Origin of the sequence: Glaciimonas soli (assembly GCF_009497155.1) — a bacterium.
GTDB lineage: Bacteria > Pseudomonadota > Gammaproteobacteria > Burkholderiales > Burkholderiaceae_D > Glaciimonas > Glaciimonas soli.
This window is the reverse complement of record NZ_WINI01000004.1, coordinates 177,355-199,473: the sequence shown is the minus strand read 5'-3', so window position 1 is coordinate 199,473 and position 22,119 is coordinate 177,355. Positions and strand designations below refer to the sequence as shown.

The following is a 22,119-nucleotide window of genomic DNA, read 5'->3' as shown; positions in this document are numbered from 1 at the left end:
AAGCAGAATTAATTTTGAGTAAACCCGATTGCAAAGTCGGGCCAGGAAAACCTTAGGAGACACAAAAAATGAATGGGACCAGCAGTACCATTAAAATCTTTTCTTACAGCACAGTAGCAGTGGCATTAGCAACCTTGCTGTCAGGATCGGCCTATGCGCAAGCCGCACCGGCCAAGGATGCGACTGCATCCGCGGTTCAAGCGACACCGGGGACGCCCGCTGTTCAGGACCCGTATCTTGCCGCCTGGTTGCGTCTGACGCCTGAGCGCCGGCCTGTGGCTTTGGTCCCAGGTGTTGACTACGGGATGGATACGAAGACCGGTAACTTTGTCTGGCCGAAAGCGACGCCGGAAGTGCATAACGGGCAAAGCTTCCCCGGTGAGATGAAGATGGGCGATAAGTCCACCTTTACCAAAAATGTCAAAGTACTGGCTTTTTATCCGGGCGTCGGATCGCCTTTCCATGCCTGGAACAATATCGCCGACTTCAACGGGCGCCGTTACCTGTACATTCACGACCGCGATTATTTGCGGATCATGGATGTGACCGATCCTGCCAATGGCAAGATAGTCTTTTCCAAAGGCGGCGTTTGGGGTCCGAAAGGATCGACTGAAAAATTCGATGCCAACAATATCCAGGATTATCTCGGGGGTGCCACCATTGCCTGGAGCAAGAAGCTGGGCAAGCCGGTCATCGTCGCCTCGTTCGAAATTGGACGCTATGGCCTGATGACCGAGAAGATCGACCAGCCGGACAAGGTCGCGGCGCAACGTCACTACAATTCGCTCAAAGGGTTCAAGGTCTTCGTGATGGATGGTCCGCTGCCTAGCGAGTGGCGACTACTGGCGACCCGCACCACCGACTACAAACATCCCGATGCACCAGTCGGGCAGCAGCAGGGTTCCGGATCTCTGGATGCGCCTGAATACTACGGCGGCAAGTACATGATCCTGTCGGCCGCGCCGGACGACACTTACGGCTTGACGGAATATCCGAACTATTTGTATTCGCCGGGCTATCAGGTTTGGGACATGTCCGACCCTGCGAATCCGACCTTTGTTTCCCAGATTGCGGTACCGGGCCAGATTCTCGGCAACGCGGACCACGAACAGGCCTATCTGCAGAATCCGCGCGCCGGCAACCGCACCTCGTGGATGGGTTCGCGTATTCCGATCTTCTTGCCGAAGCCATTGGAAAACGGCGGCAAGATTGGCTTTGGTGCGATGGGCGGCCTCGGCCTTTGGTCCTTCGATCTGTCCGACCCGAAGCAGCCGAAAGTGATGGGTAACGTCAATACGGCACCTAGCTACGCTGGCACCGAATTTGACAACGCCGACGTCAGCCAGTACGCACGCACCGGCTTTGTCCTGACCAGTGGCTATCCGATGAACCGGGATTGCTATGAGCCGTACAAGGACATTTTTGTGGTTGATGCGCACGATCCGTCGCATATGAAGGTGGCAACCAAGTTGCCGATGCCGACGCCACCAGAGGGTGCGCCGTACACCAGCTTCTGCCAACGCGGCGGCAACTTCGGTCCTAAGCGTTCGAATGCCATCGGCCAACCCGGCGGCTGGCGTCAGGGCATCATTCCGTATTCGTTCTATAGCGCCGGCGTCCAGATTTTCGACGTCAAGAATCCGGAGAAGCCGACCATTGCGGGCTATTTCGTGCCGCCACTGGCAGATGAGACCGAGCTGCCGAATTACACCCTCGGCAAGGGCGTGCTGGCGATGTATACCGAATACGACCGCAACATCATGTGGGCTTTTACGGAAAACGGCGCTTACGCTTTGGCATCTCCGCTGCTGGGTAAGCCGGTCATGGGTGCGCCCGCCAAACCTTGGCCATCGCGTTAAGACTCGCCGTACAGAATGCTGGTCATGTGCACGTGATGCAATGATTTTCACTGTGTTTAACGTGCGAAGCTTTATGCCACTCAGTGTTGAAACTGAGTGGCATTTTTTTCATGCTGAGTTAAGTTTCATCTGCAGCATTAATTCAATCAATCAGAGAGATGAAATATGAAAATGCACTATTCCATGATGATGTTAGTGCTGGCGTTAACTGGCGGTCACGCAGCCGCCGCAACCGAAGACACCTGCCGCGCATGCCATACCCTGACTGCCAAGCTGGTAGGCCCGCCATTTCGTGAAGTCGCCGCTCGCTATAAGGACGATCAGCAAGCAATCGAAAAATTAAAGAAAAGCATGCTTGAGGGGAGTCAAGGCAAATGGGGCAGTGCTGCAATGCCAGCCAACGTCGGCTTGACACCGGCAGAGGCTGACAGATTTGCCCATTGGGTGATGGGTTTGAATGCGACAAATAAGCAATGATGATACCGGTGCTGTAATCTATTATTGGACTTTATCCTACGTACACCAGAATGCTGATGAACTGGCAAATGCTGCCTGCCAGTACAAACAGATGCCAGATGCCATGAAAGTGCCTGACTTTTTCATCAAACAGAAAAAAACCTATCCCAGCGGTATAAGCCAATCCACCTGCTGCCAGCCAATAAAGTCCAGCAGGCGGCAGTGCCGCCATCAAAGGTTTAAAGGCGAATAGAATCAGCCAGCCCATCAGCACATAGATCAACAACGAAAAAAAACGTGTGCGCTTGCCTATCCACAGCTCCTGCACAATGCCAATAATAGCCAAGCCCCAATTTACGCCAAACAGTGTCCAGCCCCATGGACCGCGTAAGGTTACCAGCGCAAACGGCGTGTAACTACCCGCAATCAACAGATAAATCGAACAGTGATCCAGCTTCTGAAAGACGGCTTTAGCCCGGCCTTGCAGACTGTGATAAAGCGTTGAAATGGTATAGAGCAAAACCAGCGTACTGCCATAAATAGCGGCACTGACAATTTTCCAGGCATCGTTGTAAAGGCTGGCATAAACAATCAGCGCCACCATGCCGGCAACCGAAAATATTGCGCCAATCAGATGGCTATAACCGTTGAAACGTTCGCCTCTATACATAAATTTCCTTTTATTTGCTGATGTTACGTACCCATCACCGTCATTCCCGCGAACGCGGGAATCCATTTTCCGAAAGGCAAAGAGGGAAGGGTTCTCCTTTACGTTATTAAGATCGTAACTTGGATCCCCGCGTTCGCGGAAATGACGATGGAGTGATTACGGATGTATGTGGGAAGCGTTGATATTCTACATTCCACATTGCGCATTGTTTAGATCAGATACTCCACTTGATTTTCAATGCACACAACGTTGATGTTCTGGAATGCACTTTCGATCACACAGTTGCCGGGCTAGCCATGCTTTAAGCAGCAAGCTGACATAGCCACCTTTTCGTGCAGAAGTTAAGAGATTGACGCTAAGAGTGAAACAGATGAGTATCGCTGCCTTTCTCCCCCACCTGCGGGAGAAAGGCAGCGATAATTTCGATAAGAAGATTTTGAATGGATTGCTAATTACATCTTTATTTACGTCAGCGTTTCAACCTCACCAGCAATTGCCTGCTGCGTCAATTCGCCAGCTTCAGGTTTGCGATAGCAAAGGTAATACACCACACTCAGGACCGCAACAAAAGGAATTCCCGATAACAAGGTAGCCTTGAATTCATTGGTAAATAACGTTGTCACCATGATTGCCAGCATCAGTGCTGCGCCCAGCAAAGTCAGCACCGGAAAACCCCACATGCGAAACGCCAGTTGCTTGCCGCCTTCTTTGATCCAACGGCGGCGGAAGCAATAATGGGTAACGAAAATCATCAGCCAGGTGAACATCGCGCCGAACATCGAGACCGCCATCATCAAGGTGAACGAAGCGCGTGGATATAGAATGCTGAGGCCGGTCGCCAGTGCAATCCCGATGCAGGATAACGCCAATGCTTGTACCGGAACGCCGCGTTTGTTGATTTTACCGAAGCGTGGCGAGGCATAGCCGGCGCGCGACAGGCTGAACATCATGCGGGTAGTGATATATAGCTGGCTATTCATGGCTGACAACGCTGCGATCAAGATCACGAAATTGATTAAGCCCGGCGCGCCTGCAATATGTACCGCTTCCATCACCTTGACGAATGGGCTTTTGTCGGTGCCGGCGGCTGACCACGGTACGATTGCCAGCATCAATGCCAATGTCAGCATGTAGAACACCACCAGGCGCACCATCGCAGCGCGGAACGCCTGTGTGATGGCTTTTTCCGGTTCCTTGGCTTCGCCGGCCGCGACCGCGATCATTTCGATGCTCAGGTAACTGAAGATGGAGACAATCACCGCCACCCAGGTTCCCCATAAGCCTTTGGGAAAGAAGCCGCCATGATCGGTGTAGTTTTTGAAGCCGATAGGACTGCTGGTTGGTGCACCGTAGACGATGTAAGCACCGAACAGAATGAAACCGACAATTGCAGCGATCTTGATTGCAGAAAACCAGTATTCGACCGTCCCAAAAATATTCACGCTGAGCGCGTTGACGGCAATCAGACCACCGGAAAACAGGACTATCCACACCCACGATGGCGAGCTGGGAAACCAGTACTGCATGTAGAGTGCCACTGCGGTCACTTCGGCCCCGATTGCCAAAACGATGGAAGCCCAATACGCATAGCGCACCATGAAACCAGCCCAGGGACTGACGTAATAACCAGCATAGGCACCGAAGGAACCCGAAGTCGGATGCGCGACAGTCATCTCCGCCAGGCAGCCCATCAACAGCAAAGCAATCACAGCGCCGATGGCATAACTGATCAGGACGCTGGGTCCGGCAAAACCAATTGCAAATCCACTGCTCAAAAACAAACCGGTACCGATGGCACCGCCAATGGCAATCATCGACATCTGCGAACTACTCAGACTGCGTTGCAGTCCTTTTTCCTGATCGACTACCTTCTGAAAATGATCGCTGCTATGCGTCATGATCTATCTCCTGGTGAATTTTTATAATTGTTTTGCCCGGAATGCCGGGATATGTAAAGGTGTTACGCTGAGCGGAAGTATTCCGTTCAGATACCAAAAAACTGACGAGCGTTACCACTCAACAAACGATCTCTGGCCTGACTGCTGAAACGGGAATCGCGAATAAGCTTGCCAATCTTTTGCTCACCTAATGGATATGGGTAATCAGAACCCAACATCACTCGCTCTTCGCCCATCACATCAACCAGCAATTCAAGTGCTCTGGTATCGAATACCGCTGAGTCAACATAAAAACGGTCAACATAAGACGATGGCAGATTCGGACAATCTTCGCGGATGATGTCGCGTTCGCGCCAGGCGTTGTCGACTCGTCCCAGCAGGAAGGCGAAACTGCCGCCGCCATGGGCAAAGCAAATTTTGAGTGAGCGCGGCAGCTTCTCGAAAGCACCGGACAAGATCAACGACAGGATACCGAGCTGAGTTTCCGCGGGCATTGCCACCAGCCACGGTAACATCCATTTTTTCATGCGCTGGTCGCCACCCATCATGTCCCATGGATGGACTAACAATGGAATATCCTCGTTGGCGCAATGCGTCAGAAAGGTCAGCATGTCGGCGTCATCCATGTCTTTGTTACCGAAATGATTGCCGATCTGGACGCCGATATGGCCTATGCTTTTTGCCCGTGATGCTTCCTGACAGGCGGCGTCGATATTTTGCAGCGGAACTTGCGCCAGCGTTTTCAGACGCTGCGGATTGTGCGCGCAAAGTTCAATTGCGTAATCGTTCATCCGTTGCGCCCATGGCAGTGCCAACGCAATCGGATAGTTATAGCCAAACATCACTGGCGTAGCGCACATGATTTGTAAATCTACCTCGGCGGCATCCATTTCAGCGATGCGGCGGGCAGGGTCCCATAGCGCCGAATAGACTGGCCGAAATGGTTTATCGCCGGTCATGATCATGCCATGTTCATCGCCGTTGACCTGCAGCCAGGGTGCTTTTTCCGGATCCAGCGAGGCTGCTTCCGCTTGTGTGATCGGCGGGAAAAAATGTGAGTGAATATCGATGACAGAAGATGCGGCTTGCTTCAAGGTGTTGCCCCTTTTTGATTAACTTTGGTAGAGGGTTGTCGGGTCGTAGCAGCGGATACATGCTTGCCCGGGTGAACGGTGTTGCAATGTTTGCAGACACGTACCTCGGCGTTGTTATAGAACTGTTCGAATAGCGGTGGCAGATCGGTGACAATATTTTTTAGCTGAATCTCGATTCGATGCACCAGATGATTGCAGTTGAGGCAGTACCACTCGAAAGCATCGATCACACCGAGCGGGCGTTGACGCTCGATTACCAGACAGCGGCTATCGGCTTCAGGGCGTTGCGGCGAATGACGCACATGCGGCGGCAACAGAAAAATATCGCCTTCTTTGAGGTCTATGCGTTCCAGCTTGCCGTTATCCATGATGTTCAGATAAGCGTTGCCTTTAATCTGATAAAAAAATTCTTCCAATGGATCGTCGTGGAAGTCGGTGCGTTGATTCGGACCGCCAACCACCGTCACCATGAAATCGGCGTCTTGCCAGATTTGCTGATTACCGACCGGCGGTTTGAGCAGATCGGCGTGTTGCTCTAGCCAGTGCTGGAAATTAAAGGGTTTGCCATAGGTCAGCATGAAAAGTCTCCTTGCGAATCGAATAATTCTTATTATGATTTTTTATAGCGGTTTATAGGCAATCGCCTTGATTTCAATCAGCAAATGCGGATGCGGCAATTGATGCACGGCGACGGTGGTACGGGTCGGTCCGTCGATATCGAAGTATTCTCCATAGATCGTGTTGTAACCACCGAAATCGTTCATGTTGACCAGAAAAGTGGAAATTTCGACGATGTCTGACAAGGCGGCATCGGCACTCATAAGAATGTCACGCATATTCTCGATGACCGCACGGGTTTGCGCCTGTATGTCGAGCTTGGTAGTGCCCATGGCATCGACTTCGACACCGACAAAAGAATTATCCGGGCGGCGTGAACTGGTACCGGAGATGAACAAAAAGTCTCCCGCGCGTTTGATGTGCGGGAATTTTCCGCGCGGCTGCGCTTTGCCAGAGACAACGATGGCCTGAGTGGGATTGACGACCTTGTTCATTGATGTTCTCCTGCCGCAGTAAAGAATTCGACCCGCCCAAGTCCGCTAATGTCAGTCGATACATGCAGTCCTGGTGTGAGGGCCTCGGCTGCAGTGGCGGCACCGGCCATGATCAAGGAACCGGCTGGTAATACCATTTCGTTCTGGGTCAGCAATTGTGATGCTTGAACGATACTGCGCAATGGATTGCCGAGTATCGCGCCGGTACTGCCCAGTTGCACCGCGTGGCCGTTAAAGCGCATCGCCACGCCGCAATTAAGCAGTCCACGCAAATTGTCGGAGAAAGTACCGACGACCAGCGCTGCCGACGAGCAGTTGTCTGCCACCACATCTTCCAACGTGAATTTGAAATTGCGATAGCGCGAATCAATAATTTCCATCGCTGGTGCCACGGCTTCCAGATAGTTGGCGGCTTCCAGCAAAGTTAATGGGCGGTCAATCACACGACGCGTCAAAAAGCAGACTTCCGGTTCCACCCGTGGATGAATGAAATCGGCCAGATCAACCATGCCGCCGTCTTCGCGCAACATCGCATCGGTCAGTAAACCCCAGATCAAACTATCGACGCCCATCTGCACCATTTTTGCGCGACTGGTGAAGCCGAGTTTGATACCAATCGGTTGTTCACCGCGCTGATGACGATGGGCTATCGAGGCGTGCTGAATCTGATAGGCCTGCGCTAGCGTAAATCCATGTTGCGGCGTGAGTTGATCGATCTCAGTGCGATCCATGGCGGCACGGTCGAGCGTGGTCGCCAGCGCTTGCAGGCCGGCGGCAATCATGCTGGCACCCCGCGTTGCTTGATCAGATCGAGAGCGACGTCGACAATCATGTCTTCCTGACCACCGACCATGCGGCGACGTCCTAGCTCAACCAGAATATCGACCGCCGCAATCCCATAACGTTTGGATGCGGCCTCAGCGTGACGCAAGAAACTGGAATAAACACCAGCGTACCCGAGTGCCAGCGTTTCGCGATCGACGCGCACCGGTCTGTCTTGTAATGGCCGCACCAAGTCATCGGCGGCGTCCATCAGCGTGAACAAATCGTTGCCATGCTGCCAACCCATGCGATCGATTGCCGCGATAAATACTTCCAGCGGCGCATTACCGGCGCCAGCGCCCATGCCCGCCAGAGAAGCATCGACGCGGTCGCAACCATGTTCCACCGCGACGATGGAATTAGCCACGCCAAGCGCCAGATTGTGATGCGCATGCATGCCGGTTTGGGTTTCTGGTTTGAGCACATCCTTGAATGCCTTGAAGCGCTCGGCCACATCACTCATCGACAATGCACCGCCGGAATCGACCACATAAATACATTCCGCGCCGTAGGATTCCATGAGTTTGGCTTGCTGCGCCAATGCGTTCGGCGTGGTCATGTGCGACATCATCAGAAAGCCGACCGTGTCCATGCCCAGTTTTCGGGCGTGTTCGATATGTTGTTTTGAAATGTCTGCTTCGGTGCAATGGGTGGCGACGCGAACGGTACGAGCGCCCGCCGAGTAAGCTGCGTTCAGATCGTGCAGCGTGCCAATGCCCGGCAACAGCAATGTTGCTACCCGTGCGTGTTGCAATACTTCGGCAACCGCTTCTATCCATTCCAGATCGGTATGCGCACCAAAACCGTAATTGAAACTAGAACCGCTCAGGCCATCGCCATGCGCGACTTCAATGCTGTCGACCTTGGCTGCATCAAGCGCCTTGGCAATTGCCACCGCCTGTGCAATCGAATATTGATGACGAATCGCATGCATGCCATCACGCAGCGTGACGTCGGAAATATATATTTTCTTATTCGGAGTCATGAGAGATATTCCTTATTTTGTGTTGCTGTAACCAGCCGCAATGTGCTCGGCCGCTGCCAGCGCTGCTGAGGTCATGATATCCAGATTGCCGGCATAGGCAGGCAGGTAATGCGCTGCACCTTCAACTTCGAGAAAGATCGAGACCTTGAGTCCGGCAAGTTTTCCGAGCCCAGGAATATTCAACGGCTGATCCGCCGGAATCCGGTCAAACTGCACTTGTTGTTTGAGGCGATAACCGGGTACGTAAGCAGCAACATCGCGCACCATTTCTTCGATCGATGTGCGTATGGTTTCTTCATCGGCATCCGCATCGGCCAGACAAAACACCGTGTCGCGCATCATCAGCGGTGGCTCTGCCGGATTCATGACGATGATGGCTTTGCCACGCTCTGCACCACCGACGCTGACTATCGCCTTGGCAGTGGTTTCGGTGAATTCGTCGATGTTGGCGCGGGTACCGGGGCCAGCAGATTTACTGGCGATAGAGGCAATGATCTCGGCGTAATGAACTTTGGCTACGCGCGATACGGCCCGCACCATCGGGATCGTCGCTTGACCACCGCAAGTGACCATGTTGATGTTGGGGCTGTTCAGATGTTCTTGCAGGTTGACGACCGGAACAACATAAGGGCCGATGGCGGCAGGTGTCAGATCGATCACCTGAATACTATGTTGTTGCAATATCCGATTGTGCTCTGCATGGGCACCGGCAGAGGTGGCGTCGAAGGCGATTTTGATGTCGCTGAAACCTGGCAGGCGGGTCAAGCCCTCTATGCCTTCATGGGTAGTGGCGACTCCCATGCGCGCAGCACGTGCCAGGCCATCGGATTGCGGATCGATACCGACCATCGCACCCATAGCCAAATGTTTGGCGTTGCGCAGCACCTTGATCATCAAATCGGTACCGATATTGCCGGAACCGATGATGGCTACTTTGATGCGTTGGTCATCATGCTGGTTTTGGTTCATTTTCTATCCTGTTTTGAGATCGTTAGCGGGTCGGAGCGAAGGCAGCGCTGACGCGCCCCAAGCCTTCGATGTGCGCTTCAAATACATCACCTGCAGCGGCGACTACCATCGGTCCCAACGCGCCGGTCATGATGATGTCGCCCGGTTGCAAAGGCTGGCCAAAACGCACCATCACATCGGCCAGCCAGACTGCTGCGTACAGCGGATTGCCAAGGCAGGCTGCACCAGCGCCAATCGAAACCTGATCGCCACGGCGTTCCATCAGCATGCCGCAATTGATGATGTCGAAGTCAGCCAGTTTGACTGGCCGCGACCCAAGTGCGAACAGGCCGCTGGAGGCATTGTCGGCGATGGTATCGGTTAGTTTGATATCCCAGTTGGCGACACGGCTGCCGACGATTTCCAACGCCGGTAACGCGTAGGCAGTGGCGTTGATAATGTCAGCAACGGTATGTTTGGCGTGGATTAGCGGGCGTTCGATTATCAATGCAATTTCGGCTTCAATCTTGGGTTGCAAGATGCGCGCAATGTCAATCGGCTCGCCATCGACGACGCACATGTCAGCGAACAGCATGCCAAAATCCGGCTGATCAACACCTAACTGCTTTTGTACCGCCTTTGAGGTCAGGCCGATCTTGCGACCGACTAAACGGCGGCCTTGTTGCAACCGGCGTTGGGTGTTTATTTGTTGCACGGCGTAGGCGGCATCAATATCCGTCAGCCCTATCAGATCATGTACCGGCGCGCACGGTTGGTGGTCTATGTGGGCTTGCCAGAGACGGTCGGCGGCCTGTTCAATAATGTTATTCATACGTCCTCTAAGATTGAACAAAAGTGAATTCGATTTCTACGCTGGCACCTAGCGGTAGGGCGCTGACGCCGACGCTGGTACGCGCTGGCGGGTTCAGATCGCCGCTAAATACCGCTTCCCATGCCGCATTGATTTCTGCAAATGCCTCAAAACGTGTTGTGAAAATCCTGGCAATCAACAAGTCGTTCAAGCTGACCTTGTAGTCGGCCAATGCACGTTGCAGATTAGCCAGAATGCATGCAGTTTCGGCTCCGACACCACCGCTCACTAGCTGGCCGGTGAGCGGGTCGAGAGCGATCATGCCGGATACCTGAACTAATGATCCGATCTGCACGCAGGGACTGTAATGAAAGCGCGGTGCGGGAATCGCGGCTGACTGAATGCACAAACGATGGTTGTTTGTCATGGCTAGTCCAGCCTTACAGCTTGATGCAGATATTCACGACTTCCGAATAGAAGTCGAGCGAATAGCGGCCACCTTCACGACCCAGGCCGGATTGTTTGACGCCGCCGAACGGTGTTCGCAAATCGCGCAGATACCAGGTGTTGACCCACACCAGACCGGCATCTATCTTGGGCGCGACACGATGCGCGCGTGCCAGATTGGTCGTCCACAACGCGCAGGCTAAACCATAATCACTATCGTTGACGCGCGCGATAACTTCTTCTTCGCTATCGAACGGTGCGACGTGGCATACCGGCCCAAAAATTTCTTCGGTGACGCAGCGTGCATGGTCGGGCAGCCCGGTCCAGATGGTTGGTTGTACATAAGCGCCAGCGTCACGGATATCGCCAAAGATGGGAACAGCGCCGCCGGTGACAACGGTGGCACCTTCCTGTTCGGCTAGTTTGTAATAAGACAGTACCTTGTCACGATGGCCGTGTGAAATCAGTGGTCCCATGTCGACGTTGGCTTCATCGGGATAACCGACTTTGAGCGCTTCGGTTTTTTCTTTCAGGACGGCCACAAAGCGCGGGAAAATCGCCCGCTCGACATAAACCCGCTCTGAGCACAAACAGACTTGACCTGAATTAGTAAACGACGAGCGCATTACACCGGCAACCGCCGCATCGAAATCCGCATCGGCAAACACCACCGCAGCATTCTTCCCGCCCAATTCAAACGACACTTCTTTCATGCCATCAGCGACTGCTTTCATGATGGTGCTGCCGGTTTTTGATTCACCGGTGAAGGTGAGGGCGTCGATACCTGGATGTTTGGTCAGGAATTCGCCAGCAGAATTGCCACCGAAACCATGGATCAAATTAAATACGCCGGGCGGAACACCTGCATCGCGCATTACTTCTGCCAGCAGAGTGGCCGAAGACGGTGATTCTTCCGATGGCTTGGCGACGACGGTATTGCCGCAAGCCAGTGCTGGCGCGACTTTCCAAGTGAATAGCAGCAACGGCAGATTCCACGGCGAGATGATGCCGACCACCCCCAGCGGTTTGCGGACGGTGTAATTGAGCGCACCGGCGCCGTCGGCTGTATCGCTCTGGAACAGATCGGTATTGGCGGTTTTTGCCAGGTCGGCAAAGGTACGGAAGTTGGCAATTCCGCGCGCGATATCGAGTGTGCGTGCCTGCTGTAACGGCCGTCCGGTATCAGCAACTTCAGCGGCGACAAAATCCTCGAAGCGCGCTTGTATGCCATCGGCGATCTTATGCAGCACTGCAGCGCGCTCTTGTACACCCATCTTGCCCCATGGCCCTTTGAGTGCGGCTTGGGCAGCCTTCACTGCGGCATCAACAGTGGCTGCATCAGCTTCGCAGACATCGGCGATCAGGGTGCCATCGACCGGTGAAATATTTTTAAATGTTTTTTCGCTGGCGATGAATTCGCCAGCGATGAAATGCTGTAATTGCTTAGCTACTTTGATACTCACAACTATGTCTCCCTATGGCTCATGACCTTGTCGATTTTTTATCGAGCTTTACGCGTGCCATACGCAGCGCGGTCGGGTCAGTCTGGCTTCTAGTATAGGGAGAGCCAGATATCAAACATAATGAAATATAGGGATCTGGATATGCCAATAATTGATGGCTGGCCAAGTTTGAATGTGTGTAATTTTCTCCGTCATCTGTACCAGAATGACGGAGATGTTGTTGTCGTACTAACGTTCCGCCGCCGTTTGTTTCAGGCACTCAATGAACAAATGTGCGGCGGGAGTAGGCGCACGTTCGGCGCGTACCGAATAACCGATATCGCCGAATTTACCCAGATCCCCAAGATCCAGTATCGCCAGTAAACCTAGGCGAGCAAAATGTTGGGCAACATCGCGTGGCATTAATGATATCGATGGCGAATCTTGCATGAGGCCGATGTTGGTGAGCAGTGATAGTGATTCGACAATATTGATCGGCATGCTGAGGCCGGCATCCAGGAACAGATGCTCCGCCGTGAGGCGAGCTGGTGATGCTTGTAATGGAAATATCCAAGGCCATTCCAGCAAATCGGGTAGCCGAATATCCGGGCGCTGCAATAGCGGATGCTGGCAACCGACCACCGCGCACATGGCTTCGTTGTACAACATGGTGTGCTCAAAAGCGAACATGCGGGTGAGTGGCAAATCACGTTCTGGCAGGCGACCGACCACGATGTCGAGTTCGCCACTGGCCAGCGCCGGAAACAGTTGATCGGTCGGCCCTTCGCGCACAGTAATCAGCACGCCGGGGCGCTGTTGTTTCAGTTTAGTGATGGTCTGCGGCAGCAATCGCGCAGAGGCTGAAATCAGCGTGCCAACAATGACGTGGCCGGTATCGCCGGAGCGGAAGGCGTTCAGTTCGTCGGTCAGATAACGCAATTCAGCGATCACTGTCTTGACGCGCGCGCCTAGCAAACTGCCATAGCAGGTCGGCACCACACCGCGATTGGTGCGTTCAAACAAAGGCACATCGAGGTCGGCTTCCAATTCTTGAATCGCTTTGGTAACGGCGGGCTGAGTCAGATTCAACTCACGTGCGGCGCGGGCGATTGAAGAAGACTCCAGCACGCGTTCAAAAATCAGCAAGGGTTTCAATTTCAAACGTCGCAGCATGACGTCGACCAATGGAATATTGGCGCGTTTTTCGAATGTATCTGGCACTTCTGTCTCCTGCCTGGAACACTGCTATGTCCCGGCTATCTATTTTGTTTTATCTGATGCTATTGTGTTGCTGACGAACAAGTTAGCACAATTGCGCTGAAAGGAAGTCTTTGTTGTGCAAATCGTTAGCGGGTTGACATAATTCCAATAATGCAAAATCCATTCCCGCTAGGTCCTCGCATTTCACGGTCATATTTCCTCAACTCATACCAAATCAGATTGCCGGTTGCGGATTCTGCGCGACAATCTGGCATCAAATAATGCATAAGGACAGACCATGAATCGCCGTATCTGGCCGTTTTACCTCGCCGCCTGGGTGCCGGTTTTTATCTTTTATGCAATCGCCACGCAAGAAGGGCTAGTTCATGGTCATCTGGAGTTGGGAAAAGGGTTGAAGAACGCGGGTTTGATTCTTGGTCCGGGAGTATTCATACTTTTTCTGCTATGGCCTTTAACCGGCTATTTTCAGCGGGTTGGTCGCAGTACCATCGCAGTGCTAGGTATTCATGCGGGATTGGCACTGCTCTTCACATTATTTTGTGTTGCACTGGACTACGTCGTCATTTTTCATTTCAATCAGCAAAATAATGACCTCTCAGAGGTAGTGCAAATGCTGACTTGGCAGTCGCTGGTTTATCTCATGACCTATGCGATCATTGCTGGCATTTTTCACGCGGTGCGTGCAAGAGAAACGACGCGTTTGCAATCCATTGCGATCTCTCAGGCACAAACCTTACTAGCAAAGTCTGAACTGACAGCGCTACGCAACAAATTGAATCCGCATTTCCTGTTCAATACACTGCATTCCATCATCGCACTTACCCGCAAGGATTCGAGCGCTGCCGAAACCGCGTTGCTGAAATTTTCAGACATGCTGCGTTACCTGCTTGATACCGAAAAAAGCGGCGATTCCATGGTGATGCTAGATGATGAACTCACTTTTGTACGCGACTATCTGGCGCTGGAATCGCTGCGACTTTGCACCCGTTTGACGGTTGAATGGGATATCGATGACGCTGTCCTATGCCGCTGCGTGCCGGCGCTCAGCGTACAGCCGCTGGTCGAGAACAGCATCAAACACGCCTTCAATCCCCGCAGTCAACCGGGCACACTGAAGATTAGCGCGAAGATGAACGAGGATACTGTAAGCATGGAAATCGTAGTGAGCGACGACGGCCCCGGCTCCAATTTGTACACGGTGAAGAATGCCAGCGGTCTTGGTGTAAAGACCGTAGAGAGACGCCTGGCGCTGGAATACGGCGAACGTGCGAAAGTAGAGATTCATACTGAGCCGGGAGCCGGGTTCGCGATACATCTGACTATTCCATTGAAGACCGATTGATTACCAATAAAAACCATTCGACATCATGAAAACCAAAACCGTCTTTATTGCAGAGGATGAACCACTTGCTCGCGAAACCTTACGCAACTGGATACACGATCATCCGCAACTGCATCTGATCGGCGAAGCGGCGGATGGTGCGGTGGCCTTGAAAAATATCGAATTGCTGAAACCTGAAGTTGTCTTCATGGATATCCAAATGCCTGAGATGACTGGCTTGGAAGTGGTGAAGCGCCTGATACACCGACCTGAATATATCTTTACGACAGCCTACGATCAATATGCAGTAACCGCATTCGAACTCAACGCCGTCGATTATCTGCTCAAACCGTTTTCACGCGAACGTTTTGATGCAGCGGTCGAGCGTTTGTTGGAAGTGTCGGCGACATCTTCAGATGATTTGCAACTGGTGCTGAAACAGGCAGCAGAGCACGATACCTCACTTCTCAAACGCATTCTGGTACGCGACCGCGGCCATATTTTTCCATTGGCGATGGATGAAATCGAATACATGAAATCGGATGAAAAATACACCGTGATTGCAGCCAGAAAAAGAACATTCATGGTTCGCATTGGCCTGTCCGAACTGAGCGCACGGCTAGACCCTGGCAAATTCATTCGGATTCACCGTTCGACTCTGGTTAATCTCGACTTTGTCGAATCGATGAAGGCCGATGAGCAATCGCAGCTGCAATTGCAAATGCGCGACGGGACGCAATTGATTGCCAATCGAGAGGCTTCTAAGATGTTGCGGAATATGGCGATTTAATGCTTAGGATAGGCTGCGCCCAGTTCAATCACATATGACCATTCAATGCCGCTGATGACGGGAAGCCGCTTCTTGGCATCCCACGCAAAATGCGCTATATAGGCGCACGGCGGCAGTCATTGTTTGCCACGTTTCGGGATAAATGCTGAGGTAGTTCGGATGAAAATGGTCTAACTTCAAACGCCATGATTGTTTCCTACGGCTGGTCAACCAACTGACCGGAATTGTTTTCCAGCGTTACCTGACGCTTGCGTGGGTTAGGCAGAGCCATTCCTTCTTTCGTCAATGCATCCACGATGGCAATGCGTGCCAAAGAGGCCGTCGCCCAGAGGTTTTTCCGATGGGAGTCCGCCCATAGCCTTGCCTCAATGTACAGATGTTCCGTTGTCAGATCACGTAGCCGTATTGATGGAGCAGGATCGGTCGCCACTCCGGGAACGTTATTGATGGTGTTGAGAATAATGGACATTGCGCGATTAACGTCTTCGCCATATTCCAGGTAAACAAACACCGACGCACGTCGCAGTTCCGATGCTGTGTTATTGGTTACGCGTGACATGAACACCTGACCGTTTGGCACTAGAACCAGGCGCCCGTCGTAGGTTCGGATGTGGGTGTCGCGAACATTTATTTGCTCTACAGTGCCTTCTGTTTCACCAACGACGATTTGATCGCCAATTTTGAACGTCTGCAACAGCAGTATGCTGATGCCGCTAACGAAGTTCGAAAGGAGATCCTTCAATGCAAAGCCCAGAGCGACGCCGCCAAGGCCCAATCCGGTGATGAGCGATTTTACGTCCGCTCCCAAAATATTCAGGGCAACGCAGCCACCAATCACCCAGACTACGCTATAAGAAGCAGTCTGAATCAGATGTGATTTCGCCGGATTTTTGACGAAGCGCTTACAAATGAACCGCAAAACAATGCGCACCGCCGTTGCCAGGAACCAAAAAAAAATGAGGCTCAGAATAACTGCAATCAGGAGGGGCAACATCCCAATAATTCTTTCCTCCATATGCTGATTAGCAGCATGTAGGCTGTTGAGCACTTGTCCATTAAAAATATAATCCATATATGCTCCTGCCAGATGGATAAAGTAACTATTGCTATTAGTGAGAATGAGGTTGGGAGATATCTTTATATCTTTGTTAGCGACAGCGAATTGCGTGGCACTGATGCTTAGGCAAACCGGATTAGGATGCGCCACCGTAGCCGACAGTAATTTTCGAACTGTCCGTAAAACCATACGACTACTAAGAAAATCTGCTGAGTCATACTCTTTCATCTATACAAAAGAGGCAATGGCACCTTTGGGAAGGTATGGACTGTCCTTTGGTGCGTTCGACAAGCGGCATTGACGCGCGTTGTCATGTTTGCATTACATTGAAAATCAAGCAATTCGATGGAAAGGGCGTGCAAATTGGCAGCCGAATCTCGGCGACAGCGGCGTTTTTGCGCAGTCTCAGCATGCAGAACTGAATTACAGTAAGCTTTCAGCCTCAACCTTTTGTCTTTGTCAGGACCACGAAAATGCATATCTCGAATTGGTTAATTTTCTGCGGTATTGCCTTGCTGACTAGTTTTACGCCTGGCCCGGCTGTGCTGCTTGCGATCTCTAACTCTCTGGCAGTGGGGCCCCGCCGTGCGATGATCGGCTCGTTGGGCAATGCGATCGGCTTGTTCGTGGTTTCGGCCGTGGCGATGGCGGGAATGGGGGCGGTGCTAGCGACGTCGGCCACGGCTTTCATGGGCTTGAAAATTGCTGGCGCGCTTTATCTCATCTACCTCGGCATCAAGCAATTGAGAAGTAAATCAAGCACCCTTGCAAATGTAAAGGTGGCAACTACCGCAACCAGCGTGCATGCGGCTCCGCGCCTTTTCAGTCACGGACTGACAGTGGCGCTGACAAATCCAAAGGCCATTCTGTTTTTCACGGCGCTTTTCCCGCAGTTCCTGGTGCATGACGCAGCTATCGTTGGACAATTTTTCGTGCTGACGGCCACATTCGTGGCATGCGCTTTTTTATCGCACACCTTTTATGTTTTGCTTGCGCGCTTACTGAAGAAGCAATTCGCAAATCCCCAGCGATTGCGCCTTTTCAACTACGTGTCGGGCGGCATGTTTGTTGTACTGGGCCTGAGTTTGCTGCGCTTGCGCAACAAGGCTGCCTGAGCTGGGCCGATGACGGTCCATATTGCTTTTGGCCTTGCACGAGCCTAAACATTTAAGGAGAGTTCATGTTTGACCACGTCAAATTCGGCGTCAGCGACTATGCAGCGAGCAAAGCATTCTTCCTCAAGGCACTCCAACCGCTGGGTGTAGCTGTTGCCTCCGAAGGGACGCCGACATACGGTATCGAGCTTAGCCCAAAGGGGAAGGCTTCGTTATGCCTGTACCAAACCGAGGAGAAGCCGGCGCATCTTCATCTGGCGTTTACGGCCGAAAATCGCCAGCAAGTCGAAGCTTTCTATCGTGCGGCTCTGGAGCACGGTGGCAAAGACAATGGGGCGCCTGGTCTGCGCCCGCACTACCATGCGAACTACTATGCCGCTTTTGTCATTGGTCCGGACGGGCACAACATCGAAGTGGTTTGCCACGAACCCGAGGCATAGACCGTCCCGCACGCCAAACGTTGGACGTCAATCCTGTCCAAATGACGCTTGCGACTGGCGGGCGACGACCGACCCGTCGTTCATCCGTTTATAACTTTTCTCCGGGCGTTTTTTTCCCGGAAATAAATGTCGCCTTGGCGATTTTTCCGTTCAGAACTTCATAAATTGCAATCGCTTCCATGACACCCGGTCCTTCGGGCAGCGTGACGCGAATGCGCTCATGGTCGATGACGGTATTGCCCATAACAATGCGCTTTACGATGATGCAATGCAAAATCGTATCGCTAAACCGTGCGGTATAGTTCTTGCGCATTTCCTCTTTGCCAGTCGCCGACGGTGTGTTCGGAAATCTAAAAAGCGCAACCTCGTCCGCATACGTGGCAAGGAACGCATCCATGTCGCGCGCGTTGTAGGCGTCGAGCTGTTTCTGGACGATTTCTTCGGCAGAGCTCGAAGCAATTTTTTGGAGCAGCCAAACGCTTTCCGTTGACGCAACTTTCCCCTTCAATCCGCCTTCGACATTCCTGCTTTCAATAGATTTCACTTGGTACGCAGCGCCATAATGTTGCTTTACTTCGTCAGCACTCACTGAAAACGGTGGGCCATCTATTAGCAGTTGGTTGTATTCATAAGAGATCAGCAACTGCGGCGCTGCATCGGTGATGCGCGTCAGGTGCGACGCATATTGTGCTCGCAGGGAAGCGGGGAGGGCAACTAAAGCGGCGCGATCATATATTGCGGTGACGGGGCCAAGATTTTCAGCAGACACATCGAAAATATCGCCAACCAGTATCTCGATATCTTTAGCACTGTAGCGTGTCAATTTCCCAACTGTGGAGATTGCGGGTTCTATGGCCAGTTCCTTAAATAACGCACTGATGGCGAGTTCGCTCAGTTCTGCACCAACAACGCGATAACCGCAGGCAAGCAGCCATGCAATATCACGTGTTTTTCCGCACAATGGCAGGAACACACGACTGCCCTTTGTCAGATGTAACTCTTCAAAATGTTTTACTAGTAGTGGGTTTGCCTCACTTATATGGAAATTAATCTCGCCCCGTTCCCATTTGCTATGCCAAAAATTTGCGTCCACATCAGCTCCTTAAATTCTTGAAGTATAAATAACATGCTATCAATCTACCGATTTTAAATGTCGTGTCAGATTGTGTCGTGGTCAGGATAGCGGTTCAAGTTAACTTGAGGTCAAGTCTTAATTACGACAGGATAGGCAATGGATATGGCAGAGGGTGCCAAGGCATCCGGATTATTGGAAATCCGCGTGAATTCAGATCAAATGTGGTGAGGATGTTTTGTACCCAGGTCAGAAAATGTTGCCCACCATATCGTCGCCAACAGTGCCAGCTGCAGTATCAGGCGCAATCCAAGTAAGATCTCGGGAATGGTTGGAAACAACTGAGGATGAGTCCACATGTAGACATTCGCAGGTGTCACTGCGATGGTCAAAACGAACAGGCCAATTCCTGCCATCCTGCGGGTTTTGTTATGGCACAATCCGATGGCACCAAGCAGCTCAAAAAAGCCACTGATATAAACGGCCTGGATGCGAAATGGCAAGTCTGGCGGGACGATTTTCAGAAAAAAATCCGGTGCGAGGAAATGCCCGATTCCACCGATTAAAAACCAGAAAAAAATAATTGCTAAACCTGCTTTTTTTAATCGCTTGTGCGCCATCTGTAAAATATCGCTCCACAATCCTTCTATCGTTCGAAGTTGCATTGTGACATTTTCCACTGAACTTCGAACAATAAGAAACGCGATGTTTTCTTAACCCCAAGCTACCGTAAGCAGCATTACCGCCCCCACTTCCACCAAGTCACTGACGCCATGCGCAATCATAGGCGCGAGCAAGCTGCGTGAACGTTCCATCAGCCAGACATAAGTCAAGCCAAAGGCGAAGGCATAGATTTGTTGCGCAACGGCTTGATACAGAGGATCGCTGAAGAAACTGTTGAAATGCGCTGCGCCGAACAACAGACTGACGATGACGCCGGAAACCGGGATGTCGAATCGCCCCATGCGCACACGTCCCGGAACCAGCACGGTCAGCATGCCGACCAGTACGCCGCGAAAGATGATTTCTTCGTTGGGACCAGCAGCGAGCATCACAAACAACCATCCCGGAACACCGACAGGCGTCATTTCGTAACCGCCATCGGGTGCCGTGTGGCTGAGAAGTTGCGGCCAATAATCAGCGACCAGCATGATTAGCGCCATGACTACGCCAATCAACAGAGCGAGTCCGGCGTAGCTGCGCTGCGGCGGCCAGCGCAGATTGGCATCGGCTTGCGGCAACAACCGTTTCATGATCAGAACGGCGATAAGTCCGACGATGATTTGGAACAGTTCCGCCACACCGACGAAAGCCCATATTTGATGATGGAACCATTCTGGATAATGTTTGACCAGCCAGCGTGCGCCTTCGCGCGCGGGCCATAACATTGCCTGCATCAAGACAGCAGCCAGAATGATCGGCCAGAGACGGAACTTGAATCCGGTTATCTGGAAGAAGGGGCGGTCGATCCGCAGTGTCGTGGAAGTAGTCATGAACTAACGATATCAAGGTTAATTTGCTTCAGTCTTGAACGAATGTTTCAATCCATAACCGGTGCGCCATGCCCCGGGTGAACGACCTGTGAACGTTTTGATATCACGGTTCATGTGAGCCTGATCGGCGTAACCGGCATCGGTGGCAATATCAACCAGACTAGTGGTGCTATTAACAATCATTTGCCAGGCTGCCCGAGCGCGTGCTTCGACGCGATATTGCGTCGGCCCGATGCCATAGACAGAGCGGAACCAGCGGAAAGCAGTTACGCGTGAAACGCCATTTTCCAATGCCCAGTTCTGGACGCCGAGCGGATCGGCGGCCGACAGAGCTTGTGCCAGAAGATCCGGCGCATCGTTCAGCGCATCTTGACTCTGACGCCAGCCTTGCATGAGCGCGATAGCGGCTTCTGTCTGATCGTGCATTGCCAGGCGGATGACCAGATCAAGATCGTCTACTTGTCCGCATGTCGATAACTGGTTGGAGAGTTGGACCGGCAAATTCAACACGCGGGCGCCGCGTGGCGTTACCTGATCCCAATGGGCCGAAAATGGCGCATGCAGCAGCACATCGCCAGCCCGCACATGCCAGCGGCCGGATTCCCCCGCTTCCTGATAGCCGCCATCGAGCACTATGGTCGCGTAGGCTTGCGCATGGATGTGGCGCGGAATAATGATGCCGGGGTCCATGACACAGCAGGGGGTAGGAAGAAAGTTGGGCATTGACGTTGTTTAGGTAAGCTATCTTGATTAAGTCGTCACTCCGTGGTGCTGGCAATGTCGGGGGTAGCCCGACAGCTACTCACTTTTCTTGCTTCGCCAAGAAAAGTAAGCAAAAGAAGGCGATCGCAGAGCCGTTGCCCGCCGTTGGCGGGTTCCCAAAATTACGGTCAGCATTCGGGAGGAAAGACCAACTCGCTACGCTCAGACATGTCTTCCCTCTTTTTCCGAATGCTGTCCGTAATTTTGGCAACGTCCAATGCGAAATTCAAAACCAACGTCAAAAGCAACAGCCTTGGCGACGCTAACACATTCTATTGAGCTACTTCGGGCAAATGGCCCTCCTCTTAATCGAACGGCAACTTAGCTGAGTCCTGCTTTACATAGACCTTATTTATAAAGATTT

General features: G+C 52.3%; 23 protein-coding genes. 6 read left to right on the top strand and 17 right to left on the bottom strand.

What is annotated here, in order from left to right:
• Nucleotides 1–68: 68 nt before the first annotated feature.
• Nucleotides 69–1,859 (top strand): LVIVD repeat-containing protein, encoded by a 1,791-nt coding sequence (locus tag GEV47_RS09175; protein WP_153234459.1) that lies wholly within the window; start codon nt 69–71, stop codon nt 1,857–1,859.
• A 165-nt stretch (nt 1,860–2,024) separates the two neighbouring features.
• The gene (locus GEV47_RS09170; RefSeq protein WP_153234458.1) at nt 2,025–2,336 is read left to right on the top strand and encodes a c-type cytochrome; all 312 of its coding nucleotides are present in this window, start codon (nt 2,025–2,027) and stop codon (nt 2,334–2,336) included.
• Between the two features lie 31 nt (nt 2,337–2,367).
• Here GEV47_RS09170 and trhA read toward each other — a convergent pair whose 3' ends face one another.
• The 12 genes from trhA to GEV47_RS09110 form a co-directional block, all read right to left on the bottom strand.
• Nucleotides 2,368–2,985: a PAQR family membrane homeostasis protein TrhA gene (gene trhA, locus GEV47_RS09165; RefSeq protein ID WP_153234457.1), complete on the bottom strand. Its 618-nt coding sequence runs from the start codon at nt 2,983–2,985 to the stop codon at nt 2,368–2,370.
• Between the two features lie 464 nt (nt 2,986–3,449).
• Entirely contained in the window at nt 3,450–4,883 is a 1,434-nt protein-coding gene (locus tag GEV47_RS09160; protein WP_153234456.1) for an amino acid permease, read from the bottom strand.
• Between the two features lie 86 nt (nt 4,884–4,969).
• A complete protein-coding gene (locus GEV47_RS09155) occupies nt 4,970–5,977 on the bottom strand; it encodes an amidohydrolase family protein (protein WP_153234455.1) in 1,008 nt (335 codons plus the stop codon).
• Nucleotides 5,974–6,555: a 3-hydroxyanthranilate 3,4-dioxygenase gene (locus GEV47_RS09150; RefSeq protein ID WP_153234454.1), complete on the bottom strand. Its 582-nt coding sequence runs from the start codon at nt 6,553–6,555 to the stop codon at nt 5,974–5,976. The genes GEV47_RS09155 and GEV47_RS09150 overlap by 4 nt, the downstream gene beginning before the upstream one ends.
• A 42-nt stretch (nt 6,556–6,597) precedes the next feature.
• Complete coding sequence (locus GEV47_RS09145; RefSeq protein ID WP_153234453.1) at nt 6,598–7,029, bottom strand: RidA family protein; 432 nt, start codon at nt 7,027–7,029, stop codon at nt 6,598–6,600.
• Entirely contained in the window at nt 7,026–7,811 is a 786-nt protein-coding gene (locus GEV47_RS09140; protein WP_153234452.1) for a 2-keto-4-pentenoate hydratase, read from the bottom strand. Before GEV47_RS09140 ends, GEV47_RS09145 begins: the two co-directional genes overlap by 4 nt.
• A complete protein-coding gene (dmpG, locus tag GEV47_RS09135) occupies nt 7,808–8,836 on the bottom strand; it encodes a 4-hydroxy-2-oxovalerate aldolase (protein ID WP_153234451.1) in 1,029 nt (342 codons plus the stop codon). Before dmpG ends, GEV47_RS09140 begins: the two co-directional genes overlap by 4 nt.
• Before the next feature lie 12 nt (nt 8,837–8,848).
• Nucleotides 8,849–9,805, bottom strand: a complete 957-nt coding sequence (locus tag GEV47_RS09130; RefSeq protein ID WP_153234450.1) for an acetaldehyde dehydrogenase (acetylating) — start codon at nt 9,803–9,805, stop codon at nt 8,849–8,851.
• Between the two features lie 22 nt (nt 9,806–9,827).
• Nucleotides 9,828–10,616 (bottom strand): 2-keto-4-pentenoate hydratase, encoded by a 789-nt coding sequence (mhpD, locus tag GEV47_RS09125; protein WP_153234449.1) that lies wholly within the window; start codon nt 10,614–10,616, stop codon nt 9,828–9,830.
• 7 nt (nt 10,617–10,623) lie between these two features.
• Complete coding sequence (locus GEV47_RS09120) at nt 10,624–11,022, bottom strand: RidA family protein (protein ID WP_153234448.1); 399 nt, start codon at nt 11,020–11,022, stop codon at nt 10,624–10,626.
• 13 nt (nt 11,023–11,035) lie between these two features.
• A complete protein-coding gene (locus GEV47_RS09115) occupies nt 11,036–12,499 on the bottom strand; it encodes a 2-hydroxymuconic semialdehyde dehydrogenase (protein ID WP_407646224.1) in 1,464 nt (487 codons plus the stop codon).
• A 234-nt stretch (nt 12,500–12,733) separates the two neighbouring features.
• Nucleotides 12,734–13,657 carry a LysR substrate-binding domain-containing protein gene (locus GEV47_RS09110; protein ID WP_153234740.1) on the bottom strand — a complete coding sequence of 308 codons (924 nt, stop codon included), beginning with the start codon at nt 13,655–13,657 and terminating at the stop codon, nt 12,734–12,736.
• A 325-nt stretch (nt 13,658–13,982) separates the two neighbouring features.
• Between GEV47_RS09110 and GEV47_RS09105 the strand changes: the two genes are divergently transcribed.
• Both GEV47_RS09105 and GEV47_RS09100 read left to right on the top strand, forming a co-directional pair.
• Nucleotides 13,983–15,047 carry a sensor histidine kinase gene (locus GEV47_RS09105; RefSeq protein ID WP_153234447.1) on the top strand — a complete coding sequence of 355 codons (1,065 nt, stop codon included), beginning with the start codon at nt 13,983–13,985 and terminating at the stop codon, nt 15,045–15,047.
• Nucleotides 15,048–15,072: 25 nt separating this feature from the next.
• Complete coding sequence (locus GEV47_RS09100) at nt 15,073–15,816, top strand: LytR/AlgR family response regulator transcription factor (protein ID WP_153234446.1); 744 nt, start codon at nt 15,073–15,075, stop codon at nt 15,814–15,816.
• Between the two features lie 196 nt (nt 15,817–16,012).
• Here the strand turns inward: GEV47_RS09100 and GEV47_RS09095 are convergent, their stop codons facing one another.
• Nucleotides 16,013–16,888, bottom strand: a complete 876-nt coding sequence (locus GEV47_RS09095) for a mechanosensitive ion channel family protein (protein WP_194270622.1) — start codon at nt 16,886–16,888, stop codon at nt 16,013–16,015.
• A gap of 458 nt (nt 16,889–17,346) precedes the next feature.
• Here GEV47_RS09095 and GEV47_RS09090 point away from each other — a divergent pair, with 458 nt between their 5' ends.
• Nucleotides 17,347–17,988, top strand: coding sequence for a LysE family translocator (locus GEV47_RS09090; RefSeq protein ID WP_153234444.1), 642 nt, complete (start codon nt 17,347–17,349; stop codon nt 17,986–17,988).
• Between the two features lie 65 nt (nt 17,989–18,053).
• Nucleotides 18,054–18,428: a VOC family protein gene (locus tag GEV47_RS09085; protein WP_153234443.1), complete on the top strand. Its 375-nt coding sequence runs from the start codon at nt 18,054–18,056 to the stop codon at nt 18,426–18,428.
• Between the two features lie 88 nt (nt 18,429–18,516).
• Here the strand turns inward: GEV47_RS09085 and tmpT are convergent, their stop codons facing one another.
• The 4 genes from tmpT to GEV47_RS09065 form a co-directional block, all read right to left on the bottom strand.
• Nucleotides 18,517–19,521, bottom strand: a complete 1,005-nt coding sequence (gene tmpT, locus GEV47_RS19785; protein ID WP_153234442.1) for a thiopurine S-methyltransferase — start codon at nt 19,519–19,521, stop codon at nt 18,517–18,519.
• A 197-nt stretch (nt 19,522–19,718) separates the two neighbouring features.
• Complete coding sequence (locus GEV47_RS09075) at nt 19,719–20,165, bottom strand: DoxX family protein (protein ID WP_228124644.1); 447 nt, start codon at nt 20,163–20,165, stop codon at nt 19,719–19,721.
• Nucleotides 20,166–20,213: 48 nt separating this feature from the next.
• Entirely contained in the window at nt 20,214–20,993 is a 780-nt protein-coding gene (locus GEV47_RS09070; protein WP_153234441.1) for a CPBP family intramembrane glutamic endopeptidase, read from the bottom strand.
• Between the two features lie 18 nt (nt 20,994–21,011).
• Nucleotides 21,012–21,716: a helix-turn-helix domain-containing protein gene (locus GEV47_RS09065; RefSeq protein WP_153234440.1), complete on the bottom strand. Its 705-nt coding sequence runs from the start codon at nt 21,714–21,716 to the stop codon at nt 21,012–21,014.
• Nucleotides 21,717–22,119: the final 403 nt, after the last annotated feature.